This window comes from Mesorhizobium sp. M0808, assembly GCF_040320025.1.
GTDB lineage: Bacteria > Pseudomonadota > Alphaproteobacteria > Rhizobiales > Rhizobiaceae > Mesorhizobium.
On record NZ_JAMYOX010000002.1, the window covers coordinates 394,825 to 419,628 of the forward strand.

Below are 24,804 nucleotides of genomic sequence, written 5' to 3' on the forward strand. Positions count from 1 at the left end.
ATTGGGGGAAGAATTTTTTAGTTGGAAAGGAGCGCCCTGGCGCGTTCGAGATCGCCCGGCGTATCGACGCCAAGCGGCACCGACTGCACGATCTCCGCATCGATGCGCATGCCGGCCTCCAGCGCCCGCAACTGCTCCAGCCGCTCGCGGCGCTCCAGCGGCGACGGCCTTAGCGCAACGAAGCGTTCGAGTGCGGCGCGGCGATAGGCATAGAGGCCGATGTGATGGTAGAGCGGACCTTCGCCCCAGGGCGCGGTGGCGCGGGTGAAATAGAGCGCCCTGAGCCGTGTCGCCGAGAGTGGCGAGCCGACCAGCTTGACGACGTTCGGATTGGTCTTTTCCTCGTCGCGGACGATCTCGACGCAGAGCGTGGCGATATCGACCGCTGCGTTCTCGAAAGGCTTCAGCGCGGCGCCGATAACAAGGGGGTCGATGGTCGGCAGATCGCCCTGCACATTGACGATCGTCTCGACGCTGTTGCCAGGGTCGAGAATGGCCAGCGCTTCGAAGATGCGGTCGGAGCCGGTTTCGTGGTCCGCCCGCGTCAGCACCGCCTCGAAACCGTGCGTGCGCACCGCCTCCGCAACGCCTTGCGTATCGGTGGCGACGACCACCCGGCCGAGCCCGGCTTCGGCGGCGCGGCGGGCGACGTGGACGATCATCGGAGTGCCGGCAATGTCGGCCAGCGGCTTGCCCGGCAGGCGCGTCGAGGCCATGCGGGCCGGGATCAGGATGAGCGTGGACATGAGGCGGGCAAAGGGCTCGAAAAAGAGGAGGACAAAGTGGCAAAAGGTCTCACTGGCAGCGCCCTTATAGGTGTTGCAACGCCGGAGCAAAAGACCTAGTTTCCGCGCGATTTGGCCGGTTCCACCGGGTGGATCACGATACCGACGGACGGAGTGGACGGATCGGTCCGCCGGAAAGGGAGCATGGGGCGTATGGATTCCAACGAAGTCAACAAGCTGCTCGCCGGTCTCCTCGGAACCGTGTTCATCGTCTTTTCCGTTGGCATCGTGTCCGACGCGCTGTTTGCCTCGCCGGCGCCGGAAAAGCCCGGCTTCGCCATCGAGGCGACCGAGCCCGCCGAAGGCGGCCCGGCCGCTCCCGCCGCAGCCGTGAAGCCGATTGCCGAGCTGCTGACCACTGCCAACGCCGAAGCGGGCGCCGCCATCTTCAAGAAATGCCAGGCTTGCCACTCCGGCGAAAAGGGTGGCCCCAACAAGGTCGGCCCCGATCTCTGGGACATCATCGACCGTCCGGTCGCCGAGCATGAGGGCTTTGCCTATTCGGCCGGCATGAAGGAGTTCTCCAAGGGCGGCAGCGAGAAGTGGACCTACGACAATCTCAACCACTTCATCACCTCGCCGAAGAAGTTCGTGAAGGGCACCGCGATGGGCTTCGCCGGCCTGCCGAAGGATGAGGACCGCGCCAACGTCATCGCCTATCTGCGCACGCTGTCGGACAATCCGAAGCCGCTGCCGGCGCCCGGCGCCTCGGCCGAAAATGAGCCCGCCAAGCCGGCCGAAGGTGCGGCCCCTGCCAAGCCGGCAGAAGGCGCGGCGCCAGCCGCTCCGGCGCCGGCTGCGCCCGCAAAATAACAAAACTGTAATGGCATAATCCTTGAAAAAGCCGGGTTCAGCCCGGCTTTTTCGTTAGGAAAAACGCATATGCGACGACAAAGCCGCTCGGTTGCGGTTTTCAGCGCCGTCAAATGATCTAGATTGGGCCCAGACGCTATGGTGACGGCGCTATATCGCGAAGAGGAGAACGCATGACGGTTGGCCGAGCGCGGACGCTTCTGAAATCGGTGCTGATGCTGGCTGCCTTTGCCGGCGGCCTGCAGGCGGCCTTTGCGGACGAATGGCGCACGACCTCCTCGCTGATCGGCGAATCCAAATACGGCGACAATTTCCAGCACTACGACTACGTCAATCCGGATGCACCGAAGGGCGGTACGCTGAACTCGGTGGTGCCGGGCACGTTCGACAGCTTCAATCCTTATATCGTCCAGGGTTCTGCCGCCGCTGGTCTCGTCCCGTTTGGCGGCGGTCTGCTCTACGACACGCTGATGGAGCAGGCGACCGACGAAGGCAGCACCAGCCATTCGCTGGTCGCCGAAGCCTATAAATATCCGGCCGACTATTCCTCGGCGACCTACCGGCTCGATCCGCGGGCGAAGTGGCATGACGGCCAGCCGATTACGGTCGACGACGTGATCTGGTCGTTCCAGGTGTTAAAGGCCAGCAGCCCGCAATACAGCCGCTATTTCGAGAACGTCACCGACGCGGTCGCAATCTCCGATCGTGAGGTCGAGTTCCATTTCAGCCAGAAGGGCAACCGGGAATTGCCCAAGATCATCGGCGATCTCGTCGTGCTGCCCAAGCACTGGTGGGAAGGCACCGATGTCAACGGCAAGAAGCGCGACGTCACCCGGCCGACGCTGGAGCCGCCGCTGGGGTCGGCTGCCTACAAGATCGCCAGCTTCAAGCCAGGTTCGGAAATTGTCTGGCAGCGCGTGCCCGACTATTGGGCCGCCAAGCTGCCAGTGAAGATCGGCCGAGAGAATTTCGACACGAAGCGGTATACCTATATTCTCGATGAGAATGCGGCTTGGCAGGCATTTACCAAGGGTGGGCTTGAGGACATCAACGCGGAAAACAGCTCGAGACGCTGGTCGACGGCATATAACTTTCCCGCGATCAAGCAAGGCGACGTTGTCAAGAGGGAGTTCAAGACCGAGTCGCCTGAGCCGATGCAGGGTTTCGCGCTTAATCTGCGACGCCCGCAGTTTCAGGATCGACGCATACGCGAGGCGTTGACCGACGTGCTCGATTTCGAAAGCATGAATCGTACGCTGTTCTTCGGTCTTAACACCCGTACGAGCAGCTATTTCCAGGGCACCGACCTGACGTCCAGCGGCCTGCCGAAAGGCAAGGAGCTGGAGATTCTCGAGCAATATCGCGACAAGCTGCCGCCTGAAATCTTCACCGAGGAATTCAAGCTGCCGATCTACGAGACGCCGCAGGCGGAGCGTAAATACCTGAAGTCCGCGGTCGATCTGTTCGCCAAGGCTGGTTGGGTCATCAAGGGCGGCAAAATGGTCAATGCCCAGACGGGCCAGCAATTCAAGCTGGAGATCCTGGGACGGGATCCGACCGACGAAGTCATCGCAAATCCCTACGTCGATAATTTGCGCAAGATCGGTATCGATGCCGCACTTCGCATTGTTGACCCCAGCCAATATGTGAACCGCACCCGCAGCTTCGACTTCGACGTGGTGACGGGGATCTTCCCACAGTCGGATTCGCCCGGCAACGAGCAACGCGACTTCTGGAGTTCAAAAGCCGCCGACGCACCCGGCTCACGCAATCTGATGGGCATCAAGGATCCGATCATCGACGCGCTGGTCGACCGCGTTATCTACGCCACCGACCGCGACGATCTGGTTGCTGCCACCCATGCGCTCGACCGGGTTCTGTTGTGGAACTATTATGTCGTGCCGCAATGGCACAGGCCGGTGGTCTGGCTGGCCTACTGGAACAAGTTCGGCATGCCCGAAAAGCAGCCTGCCTATTTAGGCGTGGACACGGATTCCTGGTGGATCGATCCGGACAAGGAAAAGGCGCTGGCGGCCAAATACAAGAGTGGCAATTGATGGCGGCGCTGCCTCGTCGCGACTTCCTCGCCCTGGGCGGTGCTGCCGCCGCTGCGGCACTGCTGCCAGGCCGAGCTTTCGCGGCCATTCCGACCGGCGTGAAACTGCACGGGTTGTCGGCCTTCGGCGATCTCAAATATCCTCCGGATTTCACGCATTTCGACTATGTCAATCCAGACGCTCCCAAGGGCGGCCGGATGAATTTCGGCCCGCCGAACTCCACCCTCAATCAGAGCTTTCTGACTTTCAACACGTTGAACTCGCTGGTGTTGAAGGGGGATTCGCCGCCGCGCACCGAGCTCTGTTTCGATTCGCTGATGGCAAGGGCGCTCGATGAGCCGGATGCGGTCTACGGCGTGCTTGCCGAATCCGTTACCTTGTCGCAGGACCGCAACGGCTTCCGCTTCAGCCTGCGGCCACAAGCGCGCTTCCATGACGGCTCGCCGCTGACGGCTGAGGACGTTGCCTTCGCCTTGAACCTCTACAAAGACCGGGGACACCCGAACCTTTCCCAAGCGCTGCGGCATATGACGGATGCGGTCGCAATCGATCCGCTTACTGTCAGCCTTACCTTCAACGGCAAACAGTCGGCGCAGAATATCCTCGCGATCGCCGTAATGCCGATCGTGTCCAAAGCCTTCTATACGGCCAATGATTTCGACGCCTCGACGATGACCCCGCCGCTCAGCTCCGGGCCGTACAAGATGGGACGGGTCGTGGCCGGGCAGACTATCGAATATGAACGTGTCGCCGATTATTGGGGGCGCGATCTCGCCGTGAACCGCGGGCTTAATAATTTCGACCGTATCCGTATCGATTTCTATCTTGATCGCCAGGCAGCGTTTGAAGCGTTCAAGAAAGGCGATACGCATTTTCGCGAGGAGTTCACCGCGCGCGTATGGGCGACCGGCTACGACTTTCCAGCGCTGAAGGATGGCAGGGTCGTCAAACGCGAATTTCCCGGCGAGAAATCGCCCGACATGCAGGCTGTCGCGCTGAACCAGCGCCGGCCGCAATTCCGCGATGTGCGCGTGAGACAGGCGATCGCCTATTGCTTCGATTTCGAATGGACCAAGCGGGTACTGTTTTTCGGCTCCTACGAGCGCTCGCAATCGAACTTCGAACGATCGGACTACAAGGCCGAGGGCCCGCCCTCGCCCCAGGAATTGAAACTGCTGGAGCCGTTTCGACCCGAGTTGCCGCCGGAAACCTTCGGCGAACCGGTGGTGCAACCCGTCTCGGACGGTTCCGGTCACGACCGTAAGGTGCTGCGCGAAGCTTCGAGACTGCTTGCCGAAGCCGGCTGGAAGCGAGCGGGCAATTTCGTCGTCAATGAGAAGGGCGAGCGACTGCGGGTGGAAATGCTGGCCGAGGACGAGGGTCTCGTTCGCATTTTCGCGCCGTGGTCCGAGAATATGAAGGCGATTGGCATCGACGCTTCGATCCGGCAGGTCGATTCGACGCAATTTGAAGCGCGGCAAAGCAACTACGATTTCGATTTCAACATGCTACATTGGTTGATCGGGGCGACGCCTACTGCCGACGGCCTGGAAATCCTCTACAATTCCCGGATGGCGAAAACGCCGGGGATGCGCAACTATCCGGGTACGGAAAGCAAAGCCATCGACGCGCTGATCGAAGCAGCCGGCAAGGCGCAGAGCCGGATCGAACTCGTCACAGCGCTCAACGCGCTCGATCGGGTCTTGCGCGCGCGGCTAGACTGGATTCCAACATATCATCTGGCGAATCACCGGGCTGCCTTCTGGGATATGTTCGGCTTTCCCGCTCAAAAGCCGGATTACGACTTTCCGGTCGAGACGCTGTGGTGGTTCGACAAAGACAAGGCGGCAAAAATTGGCAAAGCCTGAGATTTTCGCACAAGCGAGGCAGAGAGCCTGATGGGCGCCTATATACTGCGCCGTATCCTGCTGATGATCCCGACCCTGTTCGGCATCATGGCGGTGTCATTTGCCGTCATCCAGTTCGCGCCGGGCGGGCCGGTCGAGCAGGTCATCGCCAGGCTGACCAACCAGGGCGGCAGCGATCGCCTCGGCGGCGGCGGCGGTGATGCCGGCGGCGCCAATTTCGATGTCGCCGGCGACGTCGGCTCGAAATACCGCGGCGCGCAAGGGCTCGATCCGGAATTCATCAAGAAGCTGGAGAAGCAGTTCGGCTTCGACAAGCCGCCGCTCGAGCGCTTCGGCATGATGCTGTGGAACTATCTCCGCTTCGATTTCGGCGACAGCTATTTCCGCGACATCTCGGTGCTCGACCTGATCCTGGAAAAGATGCCGGTGTCGATCTCGATCGGGCTGTGGATCACGCTTTTATCCTACCTGATCTCGATCCCGCTCGGCATCCGCAAGGCGGTCAAGGACGGCTCCACTTTCGACGTCTGGACCAGCGGCGTCGTCATCGTCGGCTACGCCATTCCGGGCTTCCTGTTCGGCATCTTGCTGATGGTGCTGTTTGCCGGCGGCTCGTTCTGGGACTGGTTTCCGCTGCGCGGCATCACCTCCGACAATTGGGACCAGCTGTCCTGGCCGCAGCGCATCGTCGACTATTTCTGGCATATGACCTTGCCGCTGACCGCGCTGGTGCTGTCGGCCTTCGCCACGACGACGCTGCTCACCAAGAATTCCTTCCTCGAGGAAATCCGCAAGCAATATGTGGTCACCGCCCGCGCCAAGGGCCTGTCGGAGCGGCAGGTGCTTTATGGCCACGTCTTCCGCAACGCCATGCTGATCGTCATCGCCGGTTTCCCCGGCGCCTTCATCTCGGCCTTCTTCACCGGCTCGCTGCTGATCGAGAACATATTTTCGCTCGACGGCCTCGGCCTGCTCGGCTTCAACTCGGTGGTGCAGCGCGACTATCCGGTAGTCTTCGCCAATCTCTTCATCTTCTCGCTGCTTGGCCTGTTCGTCGGGCTTTTGTCCGACCTGATCTACACCTGGGTCGATCCGCGCATCGATTTCGAGCGGAGAGACGTCTGATGGCGCGGACCATGGCCGAAACGGCGCCGGCTCGGATCGCGCGGCCCTTTCTGTCGCCGCTCAACCAGCGGCGCCTGCAGAACTTCAAGTCCAACCGGCGCGGCTACTGGTCGTTGTGGATATTCCTGTTCCTGTTCGTGCTGTCGCTGGTTTCGGAATTGGTCGCCAACGACAGGCCGATCATCGCCTCCTACAAGGGCGAGATCCTGTTTCCGGTCCTGGTCGCTTATCCCGAGGAGAAGTTCGGCGGCTTCTATGCCGTCACCGACTACCGCGACCCGGTCATCCAGGACGAGATCAACGCCAATGGCTGGATGATCTGGCCGCCGGTGCGCTACTCCTACCAGACCGTCAACAACGCCATTCCCGAAGCAGCACCGACCAAGCCGTCCTGGCTCTACGACAAGAAGACGCGCTGCAATCAGTATCCGAAAGGCGAGGCGGACCCCAATTGCATCGTCGGCAACTGGAACTGGCTGGGCACCGACGACCAGGCCCGCGACGTGCTGGCGCGCGTCATCTACGGCTTCAGGGTCTCGGTGCTGTTTGGTCTGATCCTGACCGCCGGCTCGGCGCTGATCGGCGTGGCGGCCGGCGCTCTCCAGGGCTATTTCGGCGGCTGGACCGACCTTCTGTTCCAGCGCTTCATCGAGATCTGGTCGGCCATCCCGGTGCTGTATCTGCTCTTGATCGTCGCCGCCATCCTGCCGCCCGGCTTCTTCATCCTGCTCGGGCTGATGCTGCTGTTCTCCTGGGTGGCACTGGTCGGCGTGGTGCGGGCCGAGTTCCTGCGCGCCCGCAACTTCGAATATGTCAATGCGGCGCGCGCGCTCGGCGTGTCCAACGTCACTATCATGTTCCGGCATCTGCTGCCCAATGCCATGGTGGCGACGCTGACCTTCCTGCCCTTCCTGCTCAGCGGCTCGATCTCGACGCTGACCTCGCTCGACTATCTCGGCTTCGGTCTGCCGCCCGGCGCCGCCTCGCTGGGTGAGTTGCTGAAGCAGGCACAGCGCAATCTCAACGCGCCATGGCTCGGCATTTCCGGCTTCGTCGTCATCTCGCTGATGCTGTCGCTGCTGGTCTTCGTCGGCGAGGCCACGCGCGACGCCTTCGATCCGCGCAAGACGTTCAGATGAGGGCGATGCAGGCTGGCATTCGGCATGTTATATTCTGGAAATGGCAATCCGGACAAAAGCGGACGTACCCTCAAGTGACCGGCGGCTTTGATCGGTGAAACACCAGTGGCAGCCATCGCTCGATCGCTGGAGAGCAAATTGGCCGATATGAGCGAACCCGGAGCCATGACCGTGTGTTGGCGTCCGTGCAGTCCGTCAATCCGCACGTTGGGGAAGGAAGGGTTATGAATAGGATCATCCTTGAACACTACCCGGCATCGAAGCTCCCTGATGAACTGCGAAAAGGCATAGCTCCGAGCGCCTCGGTCAAAGTGACAGTGGAGGAGGAGGCCAACAGGCCCCTTGGCCGCGAACAATTGCTTGAACTCATGCGGGATGCTCAGGCCAACGCGCCGGGAACAAGCCTCGACGAGGCTGTCGCGCGTGTTCGTGCCCTCCGCGATGAGTGGGAGGATTGATGGCTGCAGTCCGGCTTTATGTCGACACCAACATTTTCATCTATGCCTTTGAAAACAATGATGCGCTTGCAAAAAAACTGCTTCAGCTCATTTCACTGAACGAGGGCAGAAAGCAGCCTTTCCTGGCGACCAGTGAGATCGTGCTCGCGGAGTTGATGGTCGATCCCTTGAGAAAGAACAATGAGCGACTGATCGAGCTCTACGACAATATTTCAATCGGCAATGCCTTCATCTCAATTGGGACGATAACTCGCGACGTTCTCTGGCACGCAGCACAGTTACGTTCGGAATTCCTTTCCTTGAGATTACCAGACGCGATCCATCTTTCCACAGCGACGCACTTCGGCTGCACGCAATTTCTGACCGCGGATACGAGATTGAAAGAGACCTATTCTATCGCACCAAATCGTCTCGTCCCACCTCAAATGGCAGCCAAAATTTCGATCATACGACCGGAAATTTCCGCCTTGGACAGGGTTGTCGCGGAAGTTGAGCTATGACCGCCCCTCTCCTTTCGATCCAGGACCTCAGCGTCGCCTTCACGCAAGGCGGCAGCCAGTCGATCGCCGTCGACCGTATTTCATTTGACCTCGCCAAGGGCGAGACGGTGGCGCTGGTCGGCGAATCCGGCTCCGGCAAGTCGGTCACCGCGCTGTCGGTGCTGAAGCTGCTGCCCTATCCGACCGCCAGCCACCCGTCGGGAAAGATCCTGTTCCTCGGCGCCGACCTGCTTGCCGCGGACGAGAGAGACTTGCGCCGCGTGCGCGGCAACAAGATCACCATGATCTTCCAGGAGCCGATGACCTCGCTCAACCCGCTGCACACGATCGAGCAGCAGATCGTCGAGGTGCTGAAGCTGCACCAGGGCCTGGGCGATCGCAACGCCAAGGCGCGCACGCTGGAACTTCTGCACGAGGTCGGCATCCGCGAACCGGAAAAACGGCTCGACGCCTATCCGCACCAGCTATCCGGCGGCCAGCGCCAGCGCGTCATGATCGCCATGGCGCTCGCCAACGAGCCTGAACTTTTGATCGCCGACGAGCCGACGACGGCGCTCGACGTCACCGTCCAGGCGCAGATCCTCGAGCTGCTCGCCGGCCTGAAAAGCCGCAAGAACATGTCGATGCTGTTCATCACCCACGATCTCGGCATCGTCAGGAAGATCGCCGACCGGGTCTGCGTGATGACCAAGGGCAAGATCGTCGAGACAGGGCCGACCAAGGAGATATTCGCCAATCCGCAGCACGCCTACACGCGGCATCTGCTTGCCGCCGAGCCGAAAGGCAAGCCGCCGGCGGCCAACCAGGCCGCCAGGCCGGTGATGGTCGGCAAGGACGTCAAGGTCTGGTTCCCGATCAAGAAGGGCTTCTTCCGGCGCACCGTCGACAATGTGAAGGCGGTCGACGGCATCGACGTCACCGTGCGGGCCGGTCAGACGCTCGGCGTCGTCGGCGAATCCGGCTCCGGCAAGACGACGCTCGGCCTGGCGCTGGCCAGGATGATCTCGTCGACCGGGAACATCCAGTTCAACGGACGCGGCATCGATCAGCTGTCCTTCAACGAAATGCGGCCGCTGCGGCGCGAGTTGCAGATCGTCTTCCAGGATCCGTTCGGTTCGCTCAGTCCGCGCATGTCGGTCGCCGAGATCATCGAGGAAGGGTTGAAGATCCATGAGCCGAAGCTGTCTCCTGATGCGCGCGACGAGCGTGTCGTCGACGTGCTCGGGGAAGTCGGCCTCGATCCGGCGACGCGCAACCGCTATCCGCACGAATTCTCCGGCGGCCAGCGCCAGCGCGTCGCCATCGCGCGCGCCATGGTGCTCAACCCGCGTTTCGTCATGCTGGATGAGCCGACCTCGGCGCTCGACATGAGCGTGCAGGCACAGGTCGTCGACCTCTTGCGCAGCCTGCAGGCCAAGCACAACCTCGCCTACCTCTTCATCAGCCACGATCTGAGGGTCATCCGCGCGCTCGCCAACGAAGTCATCGTCATGCGCAACGGCAGGATCGTCGAGGCCGGTCCTTCCGAACATATTTTCGGCAGCCCGCGGACCGACTATACAAAGGCGTTGATCTCGGCCGCCTTCAAGATCGAAACGGCGCCGGTCGGCATCGTCAGCGAGTAGATTTTCGCCAGAGATCATGCACAAAATCAAAACGCTGCCGCGCCTTGCGCGTCGGAACGCGAACGCTGTTGGTAAAAGGGAAAAACAATCCACAATGGAAAAAGGCCGCATCCTGCTTGCCCTCACCGGTATTCATCCGCTGCGCTGGCGCGAACTGCTGTCGGCGGAGCGCGAGGTGGTGCTCGAGCCGAATGGCGCCGGCGATCCCTCGATTACCTATGCTGTGGTGTGGAAACAGCGGCCGAACCTGTTGTCGTCGCTGCCCAATCTGCGCGCCATCTTCTCGATCGGCGCCGGCGTCGACCACATCTTCGCCGATCCCACCTTGCCCGACGTACCGGTCGTCAAGGTGGTGGCCGACAACCTGACCCAGTACATGACCGAATACGTCGTCTGGCGGGTGCTCGACCACCATCGCCAAGGCATGCTCTACCGCGCCCAGCAGCAGAAGAAGATCTGGCATGAACCGCAGCAGCGGCCGGCCAGCGACATCTCGGTCGGCATTATGGGGCTCGGCACGCTTGGCCGCGCGGCGGCATCGGTGCTGTTGTCGCTCGGCTTTCCCGTCAATGGCTGGTCGCGCAGCGATCGGCCGATGCAAGGTGTCTCGACTTACGCGGGCGAGGCCGGCCTGATCCCGTTCCTAAACGCCACCGACATCCTGGTGGTGCTGCTGCCGCTGACGCCACAGACGCACGGTATCATCAACCACGGCGTGCTGAAGGAGCTGCGGAAGCGCAACGGCCTCGGCGGCTCAGTGCTGATCAATGCCGGGCGCGGCAGGCTGCAGAAGGACGCCGACATTCTGCGCGCGCTGGACGACGGCACGCTGAAGGAAGCCAGCCTCGACGTGTTCGAGGTCGAGCCGTTGCCGAAGACCAGCCCGCTATGGAGCCACCCCAAAGTGTTCGTGACGCCGCACGCGGCGGCAACCTCCGATCCGGTCCACCTGGCGCCGATCATGCTGCGTCAGATGGATGCTTTCGAGCGCGGCGAAGCGCTGGAAAATGTGGTGGATCGCGACGCCGGGTATTAATTTGTTGGAGCGCCGCTTTCCAGTCTCAGCCCCAGCCGAGCGGCACGTAGTCGATCTCCATAAACGCCTCGACTTCCGGGATCCAGCGGTCGCGGACGAAGGCGACGTGGTCGGGATGGTCGTTATAGCCGGAATAGGCCCGCTGATCGGCGAACTCCATCGAGAAGCCGAAGCGGTAGTCGTTCTTGGGACTGACCTGCCGCAACTGCTCGAAATGCGTGACGCCCTTTATCGCCGTGAGGATCGTCTTAGCGTCGGCGAGGAACCGTTTTTCCTCGAGCGAATGCGGCTGGTGTTTCAGCGTGAACACGACGGTGTGACGGATCATTTTTTGCTCCTGCGATGTCTTCGTGTCACACGCTGTCGGCCCAGGCGCGGATGAGGTTATAGGCGATCGCGCCTTTCGGCGGCGTCACCAGGCCGCTCGGATGTTCCCTGGCCAGCATCGACAGCACCTCCTCGCGAAAGAACCAGCGGCAATCTTCCAGCTCGTTGAGGTCGGGCTGGATATCGTCGTTGAGCGGTTCGCCGAAGCAGCCGATCATCAGCGAGTAGGGAAACGGCCAGGGCTGGCTGGCGTGGTAGACGACGCGGCCGAGCCTGATGCCGGCTTCCTCCAGCGTTTCGCGCCGCACCGCCGCCTCGATCGTCTCGCCCGGCTCGATGAAACCGGCGAGCGCCGAATACATGCCGGGCCCGAAATGCCGGCCGCGGCCGAGCAGGCATTTTTCGCGTGTTGCCGTCAGCATGATCGCCACCGGGTCGGTGCGCGGAAAGTGCTCCGTACCGCAGGCCGGGCAATGCCGCTTGTAACCGCCCGCCCGCATCTCGGCTTCGGTGCCGCATTTGCTGCAGAAGCGATGGCTGGCATGCCAGGCGAGCAGCGCTGCCCCTTGCGCCAGCGCGCCGGCCGCCGCTTCGTCGATCAGCCCCTGCATATAGACCGAGCGATAGTCGATCGCCTTGATCGTCTCGGGAAGCTGCTCGGGCTCGACCCCGGCCGGCACCGCCAGCACCGGGCCGCTTTCGGAAAAACCGAGCAGGACGCCGTTTTCGAGCGATGCTTCGAGCGGCCGGCATTCGGCCACGCCGAACCAGGGGTCGAATGCGCCTTGCGCAAGCTTCAGATAGAGCCGACCGCCACGCATCAGCAAAAGCCGCGCCGAGGGATCGGCGAGTGCCTTTTCGACGGAATCGTCGGCGCGGTTTTCGGACTGCCGGTCGATAATGTTGCCGGCGAAGCCGACGAACTGGCTCGGCTCGCGCAAGGGCGCGTCAAACAGGCGAAAGCTCATGCAGACTCGGGAAGGTTCAAGGTGGACACGGGAGAGGCTTATAGCGCTGCCTTGATCTTTTCCGCAAACTTGCGAAGGTCGGAGCGCTGATAGGGCTCGCGCAGGCCGTGCCCCCACACCGGGCCGGGCCAGCCGGGATCGCCTTCCGAGCGCGCAATGACGTGTACATGCAATTGGCGCACGATGTTGCCGAGTGCGCCGGTGTTGATCTTGGTGCAGCCGGTCACCCGCTTCAGCGCCAGCGCCACCATGTTGGTCTCGAAGGTCAGCATCGCCTGGTCCAGCGGCGTCATGTCGTGGATTTCCTCGATGCCCGGCCGCTGCGGCACCAGCAGCAGCCATGGCCAGCGGCGGTCGTTCATGACGCGCAATTCGCACAGGCCGAGCCACATCAGCTGTTCGCTGTCGGCTTCCAGCTGGGCGTCAAGCGTGAATCCGGCCTTGAGGCCCGGCAGCATTGGCGTTTCCCACACTTTTTGACGTTTTTTGAACTCCATCGACGCTAGAGCGGCTTCCGAAGGGCCGCAAGGGGCAGCAAGCAACATTGGCCGTCGCGGCGCTGATTGTGCGCGAAGAAGTGAGGGCCCGGGCAAATTGCATCAGGTTGGCGCTGCCCCGCCGAGGTCGACGATTTTGATCGCGGCCACATTTTGTTCTTGCTTTGTGCCGGCAGCTATGCTATTAACCTCGCTATGGTGATTATTCGCACCAACGACCCGCCCGCCGAGGCGGGTTTTTGGTTTCCGCTTTCGCCGTCGCTCAAGGCCCCTATCATCCGCACTTGCATTTCATCGCCGGATTGCCGATATGGAGGCTGGGAGGTTGGTGGTGGACGGTCCACTCGCCAACCGGGTCAGGTCCGGAAGGAAGCAGCCCTAACGAGCCCGGAACGGGTCATTGTTCCAGCCTCCCGCCTCTTCGCCTTTTGCCCCGACATTGACGGCGCCAAGCCGTGCGGGCGAAACTATGCGCAGGAATCGGCCGCCTCCAGTGGCAGCCCTTGGAGCTTAACGGGCGAATGAGCGAAGCCGGAAACGAGGCCGGGAAATTGGACAAGCCTGCCGCCTACCGCGTGCTGGCGCGCAAATACCGACCGTCGAATTTCTCCGAACTGATCGGCCAGGAGCCGATGGTCCGCACGTTGACCAATGCTTTTGCCACCGGCCGCATCGCCCAGGCCTGGATGCTGACCGGCGTGCGTGGCGTCGGCAAGACGACGACCGCGCGCATACTCGCGCGGGCCCTGAACTACAAAACATCGACCGTCGACCAGCCGTCCGTCGACCTTGCCGTGCTCGGCGAGCATTGCCAGGCGATCATGGAAGGCCGGCATGTCGACGTCATCGAGATGGACGCCGCCTCGCATACCGGCATCGACGACATCAGGGACATCATCGAGCGTGTGCGCTACGCCCCGGTGTCGGCGCGCTACAAGGTCTACATCATCGACGAAGTGCACATGCTTTCCAACCAGGCCTTCAACGGCCTGCTGAAGACGCTGGAAGAGCCGCCGCCGCACGTCAAGTTCATCTTCGCCACCACCGAAATCCGCAAGGTGCCGATCACCGTCCTGTCGCGCTGCCAGCGTTTCGACCTCAGGCGCATCGATGCGGCAATGATCAAGGCCGACCTTGCCAGGATAGCCCGTCTGGAGGGCATCGAAGTCGAAGACGATGCGCTGGCGATGATCGCGCGCGCGGCCGAAGGCTCGATGCGCGATGCGCAGTCCATCCTCGACCAGGCGATCGCCCATGGCGGCGGCGCGGTCAGCGCCGAAGCGGTGCGTGCTATGCTCGGCCTTGCCGACCGTGCCCGCATCGTCGACCTGTTCGAACATGTCATGAAGGGCGACGTCGCCGCCGCACTTGCCGAATTCCGTGCCCAGTACGATACCGGCGCCGATCCTGCCGCGGTGCTGACCGACCTTGCCGAGTTCAACCATCTGGTCACCCGTCTGCGTTTCGTGCCGGCTGCCATCGACGACGCCTCGCTGTCCGAGGACGAGCGTCGGCGCGGCGCCGATTTCGCCAGCACGCTGTCGGTCAAGGTGCTGTCGCGGACGTGGCAGATGCTCTTGAAAGGTATTCCCGAGGTGCAGACCTCCAACCGCCCGGTCAGCGCCGCCGAGATGGTGCTGATCCGGCTGGCCCATGCCGCAGACCTGCCGACGCTGGACGAGGCGCTGAAATCGCTGGAGAACGGCGGTACCCTGCCGGGCGCCGCGCCGCGCGCGAATGGCACGCCGGCAAGCCCCGGCCCCGCAAACCATGCGCCTGCAAGCGGTGGTGCCGGCGCCGTGGCGCAGGCGCGGATGCCGACGGCCAATGGCGGCGCCCAGACAATGCGCCTGGTCGAGGCCGAGCCGGTGCCGACCAACTTCGTTGCTCCGCCGGAGCCGGCGGTCGAGGCGCCGCCGGTGCCGGTGAAATCGCTGGCCGACATTGTCGCCCTTGCCGACGCCCAGCGCGACATGGCCTTCAAGGTGCTGGTGAAGCGTTGCGTGCGCCTGGTGCGCATCGAGCCCGGTCGTATCGACGTCAGCCTGACCGACGATGCGCCGAAGATGTTGCTCAATGATTTGACCGCCAAGCTGCGCGCCTGGACCGGCCGCAACTGGCTGGTGTCGCTGTCGAAGGACGAGGGCGGCCAGACCTTGGCCGAGATGGAATCGACAAAGCGCGAAAACGCCTTCCTCGATGCCAAGAGCGACCCGACGGTCGCCGCCATCCTGGCGCGCTTTCCCGGCGCCAAGATCATCGACGTGCGCATTCCCGACGCGCCGGAAGCCGACGAGGCCGAAGTGCCGGTCGAGCCGCCGGCCGACGACGACGAAACCTGAAACAACCAGCACCAACTGCAAAGGACCGTGCGATGAAAGACCTTCTCGGCATGATGGGCAAGGCAAAGGAAATGCAGGCCAAGTTCCAGGCCATGCAGGATGAGATCGCCACGCTGGAAGCCACCGGGCAGGCCGGCGGCGGCCTGGTCAGCGTCACGCTGACCGGCAAATTCGAGATGAAGTCGCTGAAGATCGACCCGTCGCTGTTCAAGGAAGACGAGGTCGAGATTCTCGAGGACCTGCTTCTCGCTGCCCACAACGACGCCAGGACCAAGGTCGAGCAGATCATGCAGGAGAAGACCAGGGCGCTGACCGCGGGCCTACCGATCCCGCCGGGAATGAAACTGCCGTTCTAAGGCTAGTGCATGTCGCGCAAAAGTGTGCAGCGGTTTTGCGATAACGACATGCATCAAAACAAGAACCTAAAGCGCGTCGCATGAGGCCGGTCGAACGCGACGCGCTAGTCAATCGTATGCCGTTACAGTGGCCGAAGAGTGCAGCGGCCCAGTGCTCGCTCTACCGCCAGCTGTGTCTATTAGGCAACTCCCCACACTTAATAACGCTTTAGCCATCTTTTTGCCTGAAAGTGTCTCATTCTTGCCGCAACCAAGGGCGGGCTGGCAGCAGAATTGAGGGGACACCTGTTGATCTCTACCCGATGGAAGACGCCGTTGCGGCTCGGCGTCGTTATCTCGCCGCTGTTTTTGGCCGCTTGCAGTCAGACCGCCTCGCACGGCATGTCCAGCCTGACCGATGCTATTACGCCGAGTTTCCTGAGCTCGCGCTCCTACAATTCCACGCCGAAGGAAAAGGAGTGCCTGGAGCGGGCAATGTTCTTCGAGTCCAACCGGTCGAGCCGTGACGGCATGATTGCGGTCGGCACGGTGGTGATGAACCGGCTGCGGTCCGGCAATCACGGCAACACCATCTGCCAGGTCGTCGGCGAGCGCGGGCAGTTCGCGCCGGGCGTCATGACACGGCCGATGAATTCGAAGGCGATGCCCGACGTCGAGGAAGCCGCCGAGGCGGTGCTCAAGGGCGAGCGCAAAGCCAAGCTGAAGAATACCATGTTCTTCCACACCGCCGGCCTGCGCTTCCCCTACAAGAACATGCACTACACCATGGTCGCCGGCGGCAATGCCTTCTATGAAAAGCGCGGCCGCAACTGGCAGCCGTTGCCGGACGAACCGGTGGTCGCCATGGCCCAGGCCAAGCCGCAAGCGCCTGCCGCTCAGGCCATACTTGTCGCCTCGGCGGAGCCGGCACGCAGCGCCAAGCCGACATTCGCCAAAGCGACCTATGTGACCGCCGCGGCATCGCAGCCGGCAAAGCAGACAAGGGTGACTGCCGGGATGGCAACCGCGGCGAGGGCGACACCGGAGAAGCCGATGCTTGTGGCGCTGCAAGAGCCAATGCAGGAGCCGGATGCGGCCCGCTTCGGTGGAACCGCGAGCGCGCCGCCTGTCGCCTCCTTCGAGGCAGCGCCGGCAGAGCCGACAATGTCGTTCGAGGCGACGCCCGAGAACACTGACGCCATCGGCGCGATGATCGCCGGCCAGACCCGGCCACTGGAAGAAAACTGAGGACGGCAGCACTGGCCGCGACGTCGGCCTTCCCTTCTCCCACAACAAGGGAGAAGGGAAGAGCGGAGCCCCTGGCCGCTCAACTGTTCCAAAGCGTGCGGAAAAATCCTAAACCGGTGCGATGTCTAAGCGAATCGCCGGTCCCGAGATCGAACGCCTGATCCAGCTGCTGGCCAAGGTGCCGGGGCTCGGTCCGCGTTCGGCACGCCGCGCCGCGCTCCACCTCATCAAGAAGAAGGAACAGCTGCTGGCGCCGCTCGCCGCCGCCATGGGCGAGGCGGTCGACAAGGTGCGCATCTGCTCGACCTGCGGCAATGTCGATACCTCGGATCCATGCATGATCTGCACCGACCCCCGCCGCGACCCCACTACGCTCATCGTCGTCGAGGACGTGGCCGACCTTTGGGCGCTGGAGCGGGCGACAGCCATGAACGTGCGCTACCATGTGCTCGGCGGTACGCTGTCGCCGCTCGACGGCATTGGTCCTGATGAGCTAAACATCCGTTCGCTGGTCGATCGCGTCGCCGGCGGCGAAGTCAAGGAAGTGATCCTCGCCGTCAACGCCACGGTCGAGGGCCAGACCACCGCGCACTACCTCACCGACCAGCTTTCCGGCTTCGACATCAAGGTGACGCGCCTGGCGCACGGTGTTCCGGTCGGCGGCGAACTCGATTATCTCGACGAAGGCACGCTGGCCGCCGCACTGCGCTCGCGGACGGTGTTTTGAGGCGAGTTGCGGGGAGAGTGCTTCCGAGATGATTGCGTTCCGTCGCGCCCCCCTCTGTCCTGCCGGACATCTCCCCCACGAGGGGGGAGATTGGATGTCGCGCTGGCTTTCGCCAATCTTCAACGGTGCAAGGCTGGAGCAGAAATCGAAGCTGCCAATCTCCCCCCAAGTGGGGGAGATGTCCGGCAGGACAGAGGGGGGCGCGACAGAACGCCGAGCTCGCACACTAGCCTGCCTCTCGTTTCTAGCAGCCCTACTTGGGTTGATCCTCGCCACCCCCGCCTCGGCGGCAAAGATCGACGACCAGTTCCGCGCCTGGCTTGGCAACGACCTCTGGCCCGAAGCCAATGCCAAAGGCATCTCCAGGAAAACCTTCGATGCCGCCTTCGAAGGCGTCAAGCGAACCTGAAGCTGCCCGACCTGGTGAAGCCGGGCGAGAAGGCGACGACGCCGCAGAAGCAGCATCAGGCCGAGTTCGGTTCGCCGGGCGCCTATTTCGCTGAAAAGATAGTCCGAGCGGTGACCGCCGGCGGCCGCACCCGCGAGGCGACCAACGCTAGGACTCTTGCCGCGATCGAGAAACGCTACGGCGTGCCTGGCGAAGTGCTGCTGGCGATCTGGGGCCGCGAGAGCGGCTTCGGCGCGGCGAAAATGCCTTATGACGCCTTCGAGGTGCTGGGCACCAAGGCGTTCATGTCGACCAAGAAGGAATTCTTCCGCACCGAGCTCTTGGCTGCGCTCGAGATCGTCGAGCGCGGGCTTGCCCCGGTCGGCGCGATGAAATCGTCTTGGGCAGGCGCGCTTGGCCAGCCGCAGTTCATGCCGACATCGTTCCTCAAGCATGCCGTCGATTTCGACGGCGACGGCCGCACCGACATCTGGAATTCGACGCCCGATATACTGGCATCGATCGCCAATTATCTCGTCCATTATGGCTGGGTCAGGGGCCGCGGCTGGGGCTTCGAGGTGACTGTGCCGGACAGCGTCTCGTGCTCGCTCGAAGGTCCGGACCAGGGCAAGAAGATTTCCCAGTGGGCTGATATGGGCATCAGGCGTGTGTCGGGTAAACCGTTCCCGGCGAGCGAACTGAAAGCCGAGGGCTTTCTTTTGATGCCGGCCGGGCGTAGCGGCCCGGCCTTCATCGTCACCCCCAATTTCTATGTGCTGAAGCAGTATAACACCAGCGATCTCTATGCCCTGTTCATCGGCCATGGCGCCGATCGCATCGCCCATGGCGACAGCAATTTCTCGGGCAATTGGGGCGCGGTCGGCGGGCTCTACCGCTCCGACATCGCCGCCCTGCAGCGGGCGCTGGAAGCTAAGGGCTACGATGTCGGCAGCGCCGACGGCCTGCCTGGCTTCAAGACGCGCCGCTCGATCGGCAAATGGCAGGCCAGCAACGGCCGTTCCGCTACCTGCTTTCCCGACGCCGACCTGGTTACCGCGCTGAAATAGCCGGATTTTCGCACCGCCGGTCTGGCCCAATCGACCGTTCTGCAAATGCTCGTTGCCGCGCTCGAAACCGCCGGATATGGTGAACCGGAACCGCACAAAAAATTGCCAAGACAACGGTCCGGGGATCACCGTTCGACGCGGCAAGAAATGCCACAACCCTGAGCCGGGAACTCAGGTCAACAAAAACAGGGAACAGTTAAAATGATGATGGAAAAGTTTGCTCTACGCTCCCGCTTCTTGCTCGCGGGCGCGGCCATGTCCGCGCTGCTTCTGGCCGGTGCGCCTGCCTTCGCGGTCACGCCCGCCGACACGCTGGTCGAGGGTTTCGCCATCGACGACATCATCACCATGGATCCGGGCGAAGCATTCGAATTGTCGACCGCAGAGGTCACCGGCAACACCTATGATCTTCTGGTACGCCTCGACCTCAGCGACACATCCAAGGTCAAGGGCGATCTCGCCGAAAGCTGGAGCGTCTCCGACGACGGCCTGACCTACACATTCAAGCTCAAGCCCGGCCTCAAATTCGCCTCCGGCAATCCGATCACGGCGGCCGACGTCGCCTATTCGTTCGAGCGCGCCATCAAGCTCGACAAGAGCCCGGCCTTCATCATCGGCCAGTTCGGTATCGATGGCGGCAATGTCATCGACAAGGCCAAGGCCGTCGACGACACGACGTTCCAGTTCACCGTCGACAAGGCCTATGCGCCGAGCTTCGTGCTGAACTGCCTGTCGGCGACGGTCGCCTCGGTCGTCGATGCCAAGCTGGTCAAGGAGCATGTCGCGGCGGTCACGCCGAGCGCCGACTACAAATGGGACAATGATTTCGGCAATGCCTGGCTGAAGACCGGCTATGCCGGCTCAGGTGCCTTCAAGCTGCGCGAATGGCGGGCCAACGAGGCCGTCGTGCTGGAGCGCAACGACAATTACTACGGCGAAAAAGCCAAGCTTGCCCGCGTCATCTATCGCAATATGAAGGAAAGCTCGGGCCAGCGCCTGGCGCTCGAAGCCGGCGATATCGACGTCGCCCGCAATCTCGAGCCGAACGACCTCGATGCCATCGCCAAGAATGCCGATCTCACCACCACCTCGGCGCCGAAGGGCACGGTCTTTTATATCAGCCTCAACCAGAAGAACCCGAACCTCGCCAAGCCCGAGGTTCGCCAGGCGTTCAAATATCTCGTCGACTACGACGCCTTGAGCACGACCATCCTCAAGGGCATCGGCGAGATCCACCAGACCTTCCTGCCCAAGGGCGTGCTCGGCGAACTGGACGAGAACCCGTTCAAGTTCGACGTCGCCAAGGCCAAGGAACTGCTCGCCAAGGCCGGCCTCGCCGACGGCTTCAGCGTCACCATGGACGTGCGTACCGGGCAGCCGACGACGGGCATGGCGGAATCGATCCAGCAGACGCTGGGACAGGCCGGCATCAAGCTGGAGATCATCCCCGGCGACGGCAAGCAGACGCTGACCAAATACCGCGCCCGCAACCACGACATCTATATCGGCCAGTGGGGCCAGGATTATTTCGATCCGAACTCCAACGCCCAGACCTTCGCCAGCAACCCCGACAATTCGGATGAAGGCAAGACCAAGACGCTGGCCTGGCGCAACGCCTGGGACATCCCGGACTTGACCAAGCAGACCGAAGCCGCCCTGCTCGAGAAGGACGCGGCCAAGCGCGCCGCAATGTACCAGGATCTCGAGAAGAAGATCCTCGATACCAGCCCCTTCGTCATCATCCACCAGCAGCTGGAAGTGGCCGGCCTGCGCAAGAACCTCAAGGGTTTTGCGCTCGGCCCGAGCTTCGACACCAACTTCGTCGGCCCCGTCTCGAAAGAGTGATGCCGGGGAGTGACGCCGGCGGACGCGCCGTATGAGTGTGGCTGAAAGCGAGGTGACGGCAGGGCGCGGCGGCGCCCGCGCCGTTGCCGTGGCCTCATCTATCGCCCGGTTCCTGGTCATCGCGATAACGACCTATCTCGGTCTGCTCGCGGTGACCTTCTTCATCGGCCGCGTGATCCCGATCGACCCGGTGTTGGCGGTGCTCGGCGACCGGGCGCCGGCCAACGTCGTCGAACGAACGCGCCGCGAGATGGGCCTCGACCTGCCGCTGGTCGAGCAGTTCTACATCTATGTCAAACATGCCCTGAACGGTGATTTCGGCACCTCGGTGCTGACCACCAATCCGGTGATGACCGATATCCGCCGCGCCTTTCCGGCGACGCTCGAACTGGCGACGTTGGGAACATTGATCGGTTCGGTGATCGGCGTGCCGCTTGGCGTGCTGGCCGCCGTGCGGCGCGGCAGCGTCATCGACCAGATCGTGCGCATCATCGGCCTTGTCGGCTATTCCGTGCCGATCTTCTGGCTGGGGCTGCTGGCGCTGGTGCTGTTCTACGCCAAGCTGCAATGGGTCGCCTTTCCCGGCCGGCTCGACGTCGTCTACGAATACACCTTCACGCCGATTACCGGCTTTTACCTGCTGGATGCGCTCTGGCAGCGGCAGTGGGATGTATTTGCCGATGCCTTCCGCCACATCATCCTGCCGGCTTCGCTACTCGGCTATTTCTCGCTCGCCTACATCAGCCGCATGACGCGCTCGTTCATGCTGAACGAACTCACCCAGGAATACATCGTCGCAGCGCGCGCCAAGGGCCTGTCGGAAACGCGCATCATCTGGGGTCACGCGCTGCGCAACGCCGCGGTGCCGATGGTCACGGTGATCGCTCTGTCCTATGCCGGGCTGCTCGAAGGCTCGGTGCTGACCGAGACAGTGTTTTCGTGGCCGGGCATCGGCCTCTACATCACCAACTCGCTGCAGAACGCCGACATGAATGCCGTGCTTGGCGGCACGATCATCATCGGCTCGGTCTTCATCGCCATCAATCTATTCTCCGACCTGCTCTACCGGCTGCTCGATCCAAGGACCAAGGCAGGATGAGGACCAAGGCAGGATGAGCACGGAAGCGATTCAAACCCGCCGCGACTGGCTGCTCAGCGAGCGGCCGGCGTCGCGCGTGCAGGCGAGGCTCGGCCGCGCCTATGTGGCGTGGCGGCGCTTTTCCGCCAACCGGCTGGCGTTTGCCGGCCTGCTCATCATCGTCGCCCTGCTGGTGGTCGCGGCATTCGCCGATGTGCTGGCGCCCTATTCGCCGACATTCGGCGACCTCAAGGGCTCGCGGCTGCTGGCGCCGAGTGCGGCGCACTGGTTCGGCACCGACGATCTCGGCCGCGATATCTATTCGCGCATCATCTTCGGCTCGCGCTGGACACTCTACGTCGTCATTCTGGTTGCCATTATCGCCGCGCCGATCGGCTTGCTGGTCGGCACCGTCGCCGGTTACGCCGGCGGCTGGACCGATGCGATCCTGATGCGCATCACCGACATCTTCCTCGCCTTTCCGAAGCTGATCCTGGCGCTGGCCTTTGTCGCGGCGCTCGGCCCCGGCATCGAAAATGCCGTGCTTGCCATCGCCATCACCTCGTGGCCGCCCTATGCGCGCATTGCCCGCGCCGAAACGCTGACGGTGCGCAATTCCGATTATATCAAGGCGGTGCAATTGATGGGCGCCTCGCCGTTTCGCATCGTGCTTCGCCACATCATGCCGCTGTGCATCTCCTCGCTGATCATCAGGGTGACGCTCGACATGGCCGGCATCATCCTGACCGCGGCCGGCCTCGGCTTCCTCGGCCTCGGCGCGCAGCCGCCGCTGCCCGAATGGGGCGCGATGATCGCGTCGGGCCGCCGCTTCGTGCTCGACCAGTGGTGGGTGGCGGGTGCTCCGGGCTTTGCCATCCTCATCGTCAGCCTCGGCTTCAACCTGCTCGGCGACGGACTGCGCGACGCGCTCGATCCCCGAAGTGGCGACCAATGAGTGGCGACCAATGAGCACGCTTCTCGAAGTCAACGACCTGCGCGTTACCTTCCCGACGCGCACCGGCCTGATCGAGGCGGTGCGCGGCGTCTCCTTCTCGCTCGGCCGCGAGCGGCTCGGCATTGTTGGCGAGAGCGGTTCGGGCAAGTCGCAGACCGGCCGCGCCATCATGGGCGTCACCCCGCCGCAGGCCGAGGTGACCGCGAAGACGCTCGCTTTTGACGGCATCGACCTGCTGGCCGCCCCGCCGCGCGAGCGCCGCGCGCTGCGCGGCAAGCGTATCGCCATGATCCTGCAGGATCCGAAATATTCGCTCGACCCGGTGATGAGCATCGGCCGCCAGATCGTCGAGACGCTGCGCACGCATGAGAAGGTCTCCAAGGCCGAAGCCCGCGACCGCGCGCTGGCCATGCTGGAGGCTGTGCAGATCCGCGATCCGGCCCGTGTCTTCGACCTGCATCCGCACGAGGTTTCCGGCGGCATGGGCCAGCGCGCCATGATCGCCATGATGCTGATCGCCGGGCCGGAAATGATGATCGCCGACGAGCCGACCTCGGCACTCGACGTCACTGTCCAGCTCGACGTGCTCGGCATCCTCGACCGGCTGGTCAGCGAGCGCGGCATGGGGCTGATCTTCATCTCGCACGATCTGCGCCTGGTCTCGTCCTTCTGTGATCGTGTGATCGTCATGTATGCCGGCAAGGTGGTCGAACAGCTCAAAGCCTCGGAGCTCGGCCGCGCCCAGCATCCCTATACGCGCGGCCTGCTCAACTGCATGCCCAAGATCGGCGCCGACCGTCACCCGCTGCCGGTGCTCGACCGCAAGCCGGAGTGGGCAGCATGACGGCAGCCCTTTCCGTCGACAGGCTGGAGGTGGTCTTCGACCGCTTCCGCGCGTTGAAAGGCGTCAGCCTCGAGGTCGAATCCGGTGAATCCTTCGGCCTGGTCGGCGAGTCCGGCTCCGGCAAGTCGACGTTGCTCAGGGCAATCGCCGGCCTGGCGCCGGCCGCATCAGGCACCATCGCGGTCAACGGCAAAATGCTCGGCGCGCGTCGCGACAAGGCGTTCTACCGCGAGGTGCAGATGGTCTTCCAGGACCCGTACGGTTCGCTGCACCCGCGCCAGACCGTCGACCGCCTGCTTCAGGAGCCGCTCGCCATTCACGGCTTCGCCGACGGCGAAAAGCGCATCCAGCGGGCACTCGACGAGGTCGGCCTCGGCACCGGGTTCCGTTTTCGCTATTCGCATCAATTGTCCGGCGGTCAGCGCCAGCGCGTGGCGATCGCCCGCGCCCTGATTCTGGAACCGTCGATCCTGCTGCTCGACGAGCCGACCTCGGCGCTCGACGCTTCGGTGCAGGCGGAGGTGCTGAACCTGCTGGAAGAGATCAGGCGCCGCCGCAAGCTGACCTTCCTGATGGTCAGCCACGACCTAGCCATCATCACCCACATGTGCGAACGGCTGATGGTGATGCAGAACGGCGAGGCGATGGAGAATCTGACCGCGGACGATCTTGTCGAACGCCGTGTCACCAAGGACTACACGCGCAATCTGCTGAGGGCCAGCGAAGGGTTTGTGAGAACCGCTTGAACCTTCTCACGGTGCGCAGGACCAACTGTCT

Annotated in this window: 22 protein-coding genes, 1 other RNA gene and 1 pseudogene; 20 read left to right on the forward strand and 4 right to left on the reverse strand. The window is 62.9% G+C overall.

The window, feature by feature from the left end:
* Positions 1–17 precede the first annotated feature (17 nt).
* Positions 18–746 (reverse strand): 3-deoxy-manno-octulosonate cytidylyltransferase, encoded by a 729-nt coding sequence (locus NKI25_RS04890; RefSeq protein ID WP_352455084.1) that lies wholly within the window; start codon positions 744–746, stop codon positions 18–20.
* Positions 747–938: 192 nt separating this feature from the next.
* Here NKI25_RS04890 and NKI25_RS04895 point away from each other — a divergent pair, with 192 nt between their 5' ends.
* The 9 genes from NKI25_RS04895 to NKI25_RS04935 all read left to right on the forward strand — a co-directional run bounded on the left by NKI25_RS04895 (position 939) and on the right by NKI25_RS04935 (position 11,406).
* Positions 939–1,598 (forward strand): c-type cytochrome, encoded by a 660-nt coding sequence (locus tag NKI25_RS04895; protein ID WP_352455085.1) that lies wholly within the window; start codon positions 939–941, stop codon positions 1,596–1,598.
* 173 nt (positions 1,599–1,771) lie between these two features.
* Complete coding sequence (locus NKI25_RS04900) at positions 1,772–3,655, forward strand: extracellular solute-binding protein (protein ID WP_352826873.1); 1,884 nt, start codon at positions 1,772–1,774, stop codon at positions 3,653–3,655.
* A complete protein-coding gene (locus tag NKI25_RS04905; RefSeq protein WP_352826874.1) occupies positions 3,655–5,523 on the forward strand; it encodes an extracellular solute-binding protein in 1,869 nt (622 codons plus the stop codon). The genes NKI25_RS04900 and NKI25_RS04905 overlap by 1 nt, the downstream gene beginning before the upstream one ends.
* A 30-nt stretch (positions 5,524–5,553) precedes the next feature.
* On the forward strand, positions 5,554–6,648 hold the full coding sequence (locus NKI25_RS04910) for a microcin C ABC transporter permease YejB (protein ID WP_352635800.1): 1,095 nt from the start codon (positions 5,554–5,556) through the stop codon (positions 6,646–6,648).
* Positions 6,648–7,787 (forward strand): ABC transporter permease, encoded by a 1,140-nt coding sequence (locus NKI25_RS04915; RefSeq protein WP_352826875.1) that lies wholly within the window; start codon positions 6,648–6,650, stop codon positions 7,785–7,787. The genes NKI25_RS04910 and NKI25_RS04915 overlap by 1 nt, the downstream gene beginning before the upstream one ends.
* Positions 7,788–8,011: 224 nt before the next feature.
* A complete protein-coding gene (locus NKI25_RS04920; protein ID WP_031211801.1) occupies positions 8,012–8,245 on the forward strand; it encodes a hypothetical protein in 234 nt (77 codons plus the stop codon).
* Positions 8,245–8,745 carry a type II toxin-antitoxin system VapC family toxin gene (locus NKI25_RS04925; RefSeq protein WP_352826876.1) on the forward strand — a complete coding sequence of 167 codons (501 nt, stop codon included), beginning with the start codon at positions 8,245–8,247 and terminating at the stop codon, positions 8,743–8,745. The genes NKI25_RS04920 and NKI25_RS04925 overlap by 1 nt, the downstream gene beginning before the upstream one ends.
* Positions 8,742–10,370, forward strand: coding sequence for an ABC transporter ATP-binding protein (locus NKI25_RS04930; RefSeq protein WP_352826877.1), 1,629 nt, complete (start codon positions 8,742–8,744; stop codon positions 10,368–10,370). The genes NKI25_RS04925 and NKI25_RS04930 overlap by 4 nt, the downstream gene beginning before the upstream one ends.
* A gap of 94 nt (positions 10,371–10,464) precedes the next feature.
* Positions 10,465–11,406, forward strand: a complete 942-nt coding sequence (locus NKI25_RS04935; RefSeq protein ID WP_352455091.1) for a 2-hydroxyacid dehydrogenase — start codon at positions 10,465–10,467, stop codon at positions 11,404–11,406.
* A gap of 25 nt (positions 11,407–11,431) precedes the next feature.
* On the opposite strand, the gene NKI25_RS04940 is transcribed toward NKI25_RS04935, so the two are convergent.
* From NKI25_RS04940 to NKI25_RS04950, 3 genes are read right to left on the reverse strand one after another with little or no spacing between them, the layout of a single operon-like run.
* A complete protein-coding gene (locus NKI25_RS04940; RefSeq protein ID WP_352826878.1) occupies positions 11,432–11,734 on the reverse strand; it encodes a Dabb family protein in 303 nt (100 codons plus the stop codon).
* 25 nt (positions 11,735–11,759) lie between these two features.
* A complete protein-coding gene (gene nudC, locus NKI25_RS04945) occupies positions 11,760–12,701 on the reverse strand; it encodes an NAD(+) diphosphatase (RefSeq protein WP_352826880.1) in 942 nt (313 codons plus the stop codon).
* A gap of 38 nt (positions 12,702–12,739) precedes the next feature.
* Entirely contained in the window at positions 12,740–13,159 is a 420-nt protein-coding gene (locus NKI25_RS04950; protein WP_023676868.1) for an HIT family protein, read from the reverse strand.
* A 359-nt stretch (positions 13,160–13,518) separates the two neighbouring features.
* On the opposite strand from NKI25_RS04950, the gene ffs reads away from it, so the two are divergent.
* From ffs to NKI25_RS05005, 11 genes and pseudogenes are all read left to right on the forward strand, one after another.
* Positions 13,519–13,615: signal recognition particle sRNA small type (gene ffs, locus NKI25_RS04955), an RNA gene on the forward strand.
* Positions 13,616–13,719: 104 nt separating this feature from the next.
* Positions 13,720–15,540 carry a DNA polymerase III subunit gamma/tau gene (locus NKI25_RS04960; RefSeq protein ID WP_352845137.1) on the forward strand — a complete coding sequence of 607 codons (1,821 nt, stop codon included), beginning with the start codon at positions 13,720–13,722 and terminating at the stop codon, positions 15,538–15,540.
* Positions 15,541–15,572: 32 nt separating this feature from the next.
* The gene (locus NKI25_RS04965) at positions 15,573–15,896 is read left to right on the forward strand and encodes a YbaB/EbfC family nucleoid-associated protein (protein ID WP_023676870.1); all 324 of its coding nucleotides are present in this window, start codon (positions 15,573–15,575) and stop codon (positions 15,894–15,896) included.
* Positions 15,897–16,184: 288 nt separating this feature from the next.
* On the forward strand, positions 16,185–17,123 hold the full coding sequence (locus NKI25_RS04970) for a cell wall hydrolase (RefSeq protein ID WP_352826882.1): 939 nt from the start codon (positions 16,185–16,187) through the stop codon (positions 17,121–17,123).
* A 121-nt stretch (positions 17,124–17,244) separates the two neighbouring features.
* Complete coding sequence (gene recR / locus NKI25_RS04975) at positions 17,245–17,850, forward strand: recombination mediator RecR (protein ID WP_352448580.1); 606 nt, start codon at positions 17,245–17,247, stop codon at positions 17,848–17,850.
* A 178-nt stretch (positions 17,851–18,028) separates the two neighbouring features.
* Positions 18,029–19,305: pseudogene (locus NKI25_RS04980) on the forward strand (lytic murein transglycosylase).
* 201 nt (positions 19,306–19,506) lie between these two features.
* Entirely contained in the window at positions 19,507–21,150 is a 1,644-nt protein-coding gene (locus NKI25_RS04985) for an ABC transporter substrate-binding protein (protein WP_352826884.1), read from the forward strand.
* 31 nt (positions 21,151–21,181) lie between these two features.
* Positions 21,182–22,249: an ABC transporter permease gene (locus tag NKI25_RS04990; RefSeq protein ID WP_023676874.1), complete on the forward strand. Its 1,068-nt coding sequence runs from the start codon at positions 21,182–21,184 to the stop codon at positions 22,247–22,249.
* A 13-nt stretch (positions 22,250–22,262) separates the two neighbouring features.
* Positions 22,263–23,183, forward strand: a complete 921-nt coding sequence (gene nikC / locus NKI25_RS04995) for a nickel transporter permease (protein WP_352448584.1) — start codon at positions 22,263–22,265, stop codon at positions 23,181–23,183.
* Positions 23,184–23,193: 10 nt separating this feature from the next.
* The gene (locus NKI25_RS05000) at positions 23,194–24,027 is read left to right on the forward strand and encodes an ABC transporter ATP-binding protein (RefSeq protein ID WP_352698168.1); all 834 of its coding nucleotides are present in this window, start codon (positions 23,194–23,196) and stop codon (positions 24,025–24,027) included.
* Positions 24,024–24,773: an ABC transporter ATP-binding protein gene (locus NKI25_RS05005; protein WP_352589019.1), complete on the forward strand. Its 750-nt coding sequence runs from the start codon at positions 24,024–24,026 to the stop codon at positions 24,771–24,773. The genes NKI25_RS05000 and NKI25_RS05005 overlap by 4 nt, the downstream gene beginning before the upstream one ends.
* Positions 24,774–24,804 lie beyond the last annotated feature (31 nt).

What these genes read in the sequence shown, in the direction of transcription:
- NKI25_RS04890 (WP_352455084.1), bottom strand. Translation starts at nt 746, where the DNA reads ATGTCCACGCTCATCCTGATCCCGGCCCGCATGGCCTCGACGCGCCTG.
- NKI25_RS04895 (WP_352455085.1), top strand. Translation starts at nt 939, where the DNA reads ATGGATTCCAACGAAGTCAACAAGCTGCTCGCCGGTCTCCTCGGAACC.
- NKI25_RS04900 (WP_352826873.1), top strand. Translation starts at nt 1,772, where the DNA reads ATGACGGTTGGCCGAGCGCGGACGCTTCTGAAATCGGTGCTGATGCTG.
- NKI25_RS04905 (WP_352826874.1), top strand. Translation starts at nt 3,655, where the DNA reads ATGGCGGCGCTGCCTCGTCGCGACTTCCTCGCCCTGGGCGGTGCTGCC.
- NKI25_RS04910 (WP_352635800.1), top strand. Translation starts at nt 5,554, where the DNA reads ATGGGCGCCTATATACTGCGCCGTATCCTGCTGATGATCCCGACCCTG.
- NKI25_RS04915 (WP_352826875.1), top strand. Translation starts at nt 6,648, where the DNA reads ATGGCGCGGACCATGGCCGAAACGGCGCCGGCTCGGATCGCGCGGCCC.
- NKI25_RS04920 (WP_031211801.1), top strand. Translation starts at nt 8,012, where the DNA reads ATGAATAGGATCATCCTTGAACACTACCCGGCATCGAAGCTCCCTGAT.
- NKI25_RS04925 (WP_352826876.1), top strand. Translation starts at nt 8,245, where the DNA reads ATGGCTGCAGTCCGGCTTTATGTCGACACCAACATTTTCATCTATGCC.
- NKI25_RS04930 (WP_352826877.1), top strand. Translation starts at nt 8,742, where the DNA reads ATGACCGCCCCTCTCCTTTCGATCCAGGACCTCAGCGTCGCCTTCACG.
- NKI25_RS04935 (WP_352455091.1), top strand. Translation starts at nt 10,465, where the DNA reads ATGGAAAAAGGCCGCATCCTGCTTGCCCTCACCGGTATTCATCCGCTG.
- NKI25_RS04940 (WP_352826878.1), bottom strand. Translation starts at nt 11,734, where the DNA reads ATGATCCGTCACACCGTCGTGTTCACGCTGAAACACCAGCCGCATTCG.
- nudC (WP_352826880.1), bottom strand. Translation starts at nt 12,701, where the DNA reads ATGAGCTTTCGCCTGTTTGACGCGCCCTTGCGCGAGCCGAGCCAGTTC.
- NKI25_RS04950 (WP_023676868.1), bottom strand. Translation starts at nt 13,159, where the DNA reads ATGCTGCCGGGCCTCAAGGCCGGATTCACGCTTGACGCCCAGCTGGAA.
- NKI25_RS04960 (WP_352845137.1), top strand. Translation starts at nt 13,720, where the DNA reads ATGAGCGAAGCCGGAAACGAGGCCGGGAAATTGGACAAGCCTGCCGCC.
- NKI25_RS04965 (WP_023676870.1), top strand. Translation starts at nt 15,573, where the DNA reads ATGAAAGACCTTCTCGGCATGATGGGCAAGGCAAAGGAAATGCAGGCC.
- recR (WP_352448580.1), top strand. Translation starts at nt 17,245, where the DNA reads ATGTCTAAGCGAATCGCCGGTCCCGAGATCGAACGCCTGATCCAGCTG.
- NKI25_RS04985 (WP_352826884.1), top strand. Translation starts at nt 19,507, where the DNA reads ATGATGATGGAAAAGTTTGCTCTACGCTCCCGCTTCTTGCTCGCGGGC.
- NKI25_RS04990 (WP_023676874.1), top strand. Translation starts at nt 21,182, where the DNA reads ATGAGTGTGGCTGAAAGCGAGGTGACGGCAGGGCGCGGCGGCGCCCGC.
- nikC (WP_352448584.1), top strand. Translation starts at nt 22,263, where the DNA reads ATGAGCACGGAAGCGATTCAAACCCGCCGCGACTGGCTGCTCAGCGAG.
- NKI25_RS05000 (WP_352698168.1), top strand. Translation starts at nt 23,194, where the DNA reads ATGAGCACGCTTCTCGAAGTCAACGACCTGCGCGTTACCTTCCCGACG.
- NKI25_RS05005 (WP_352589019.1), top strand. Translation starts at nt 24,024, where the DNA reads ATGACGGCAGCCCTTTCCGTCGACAGGCTGGAGGTGGTCTTCGACCGC.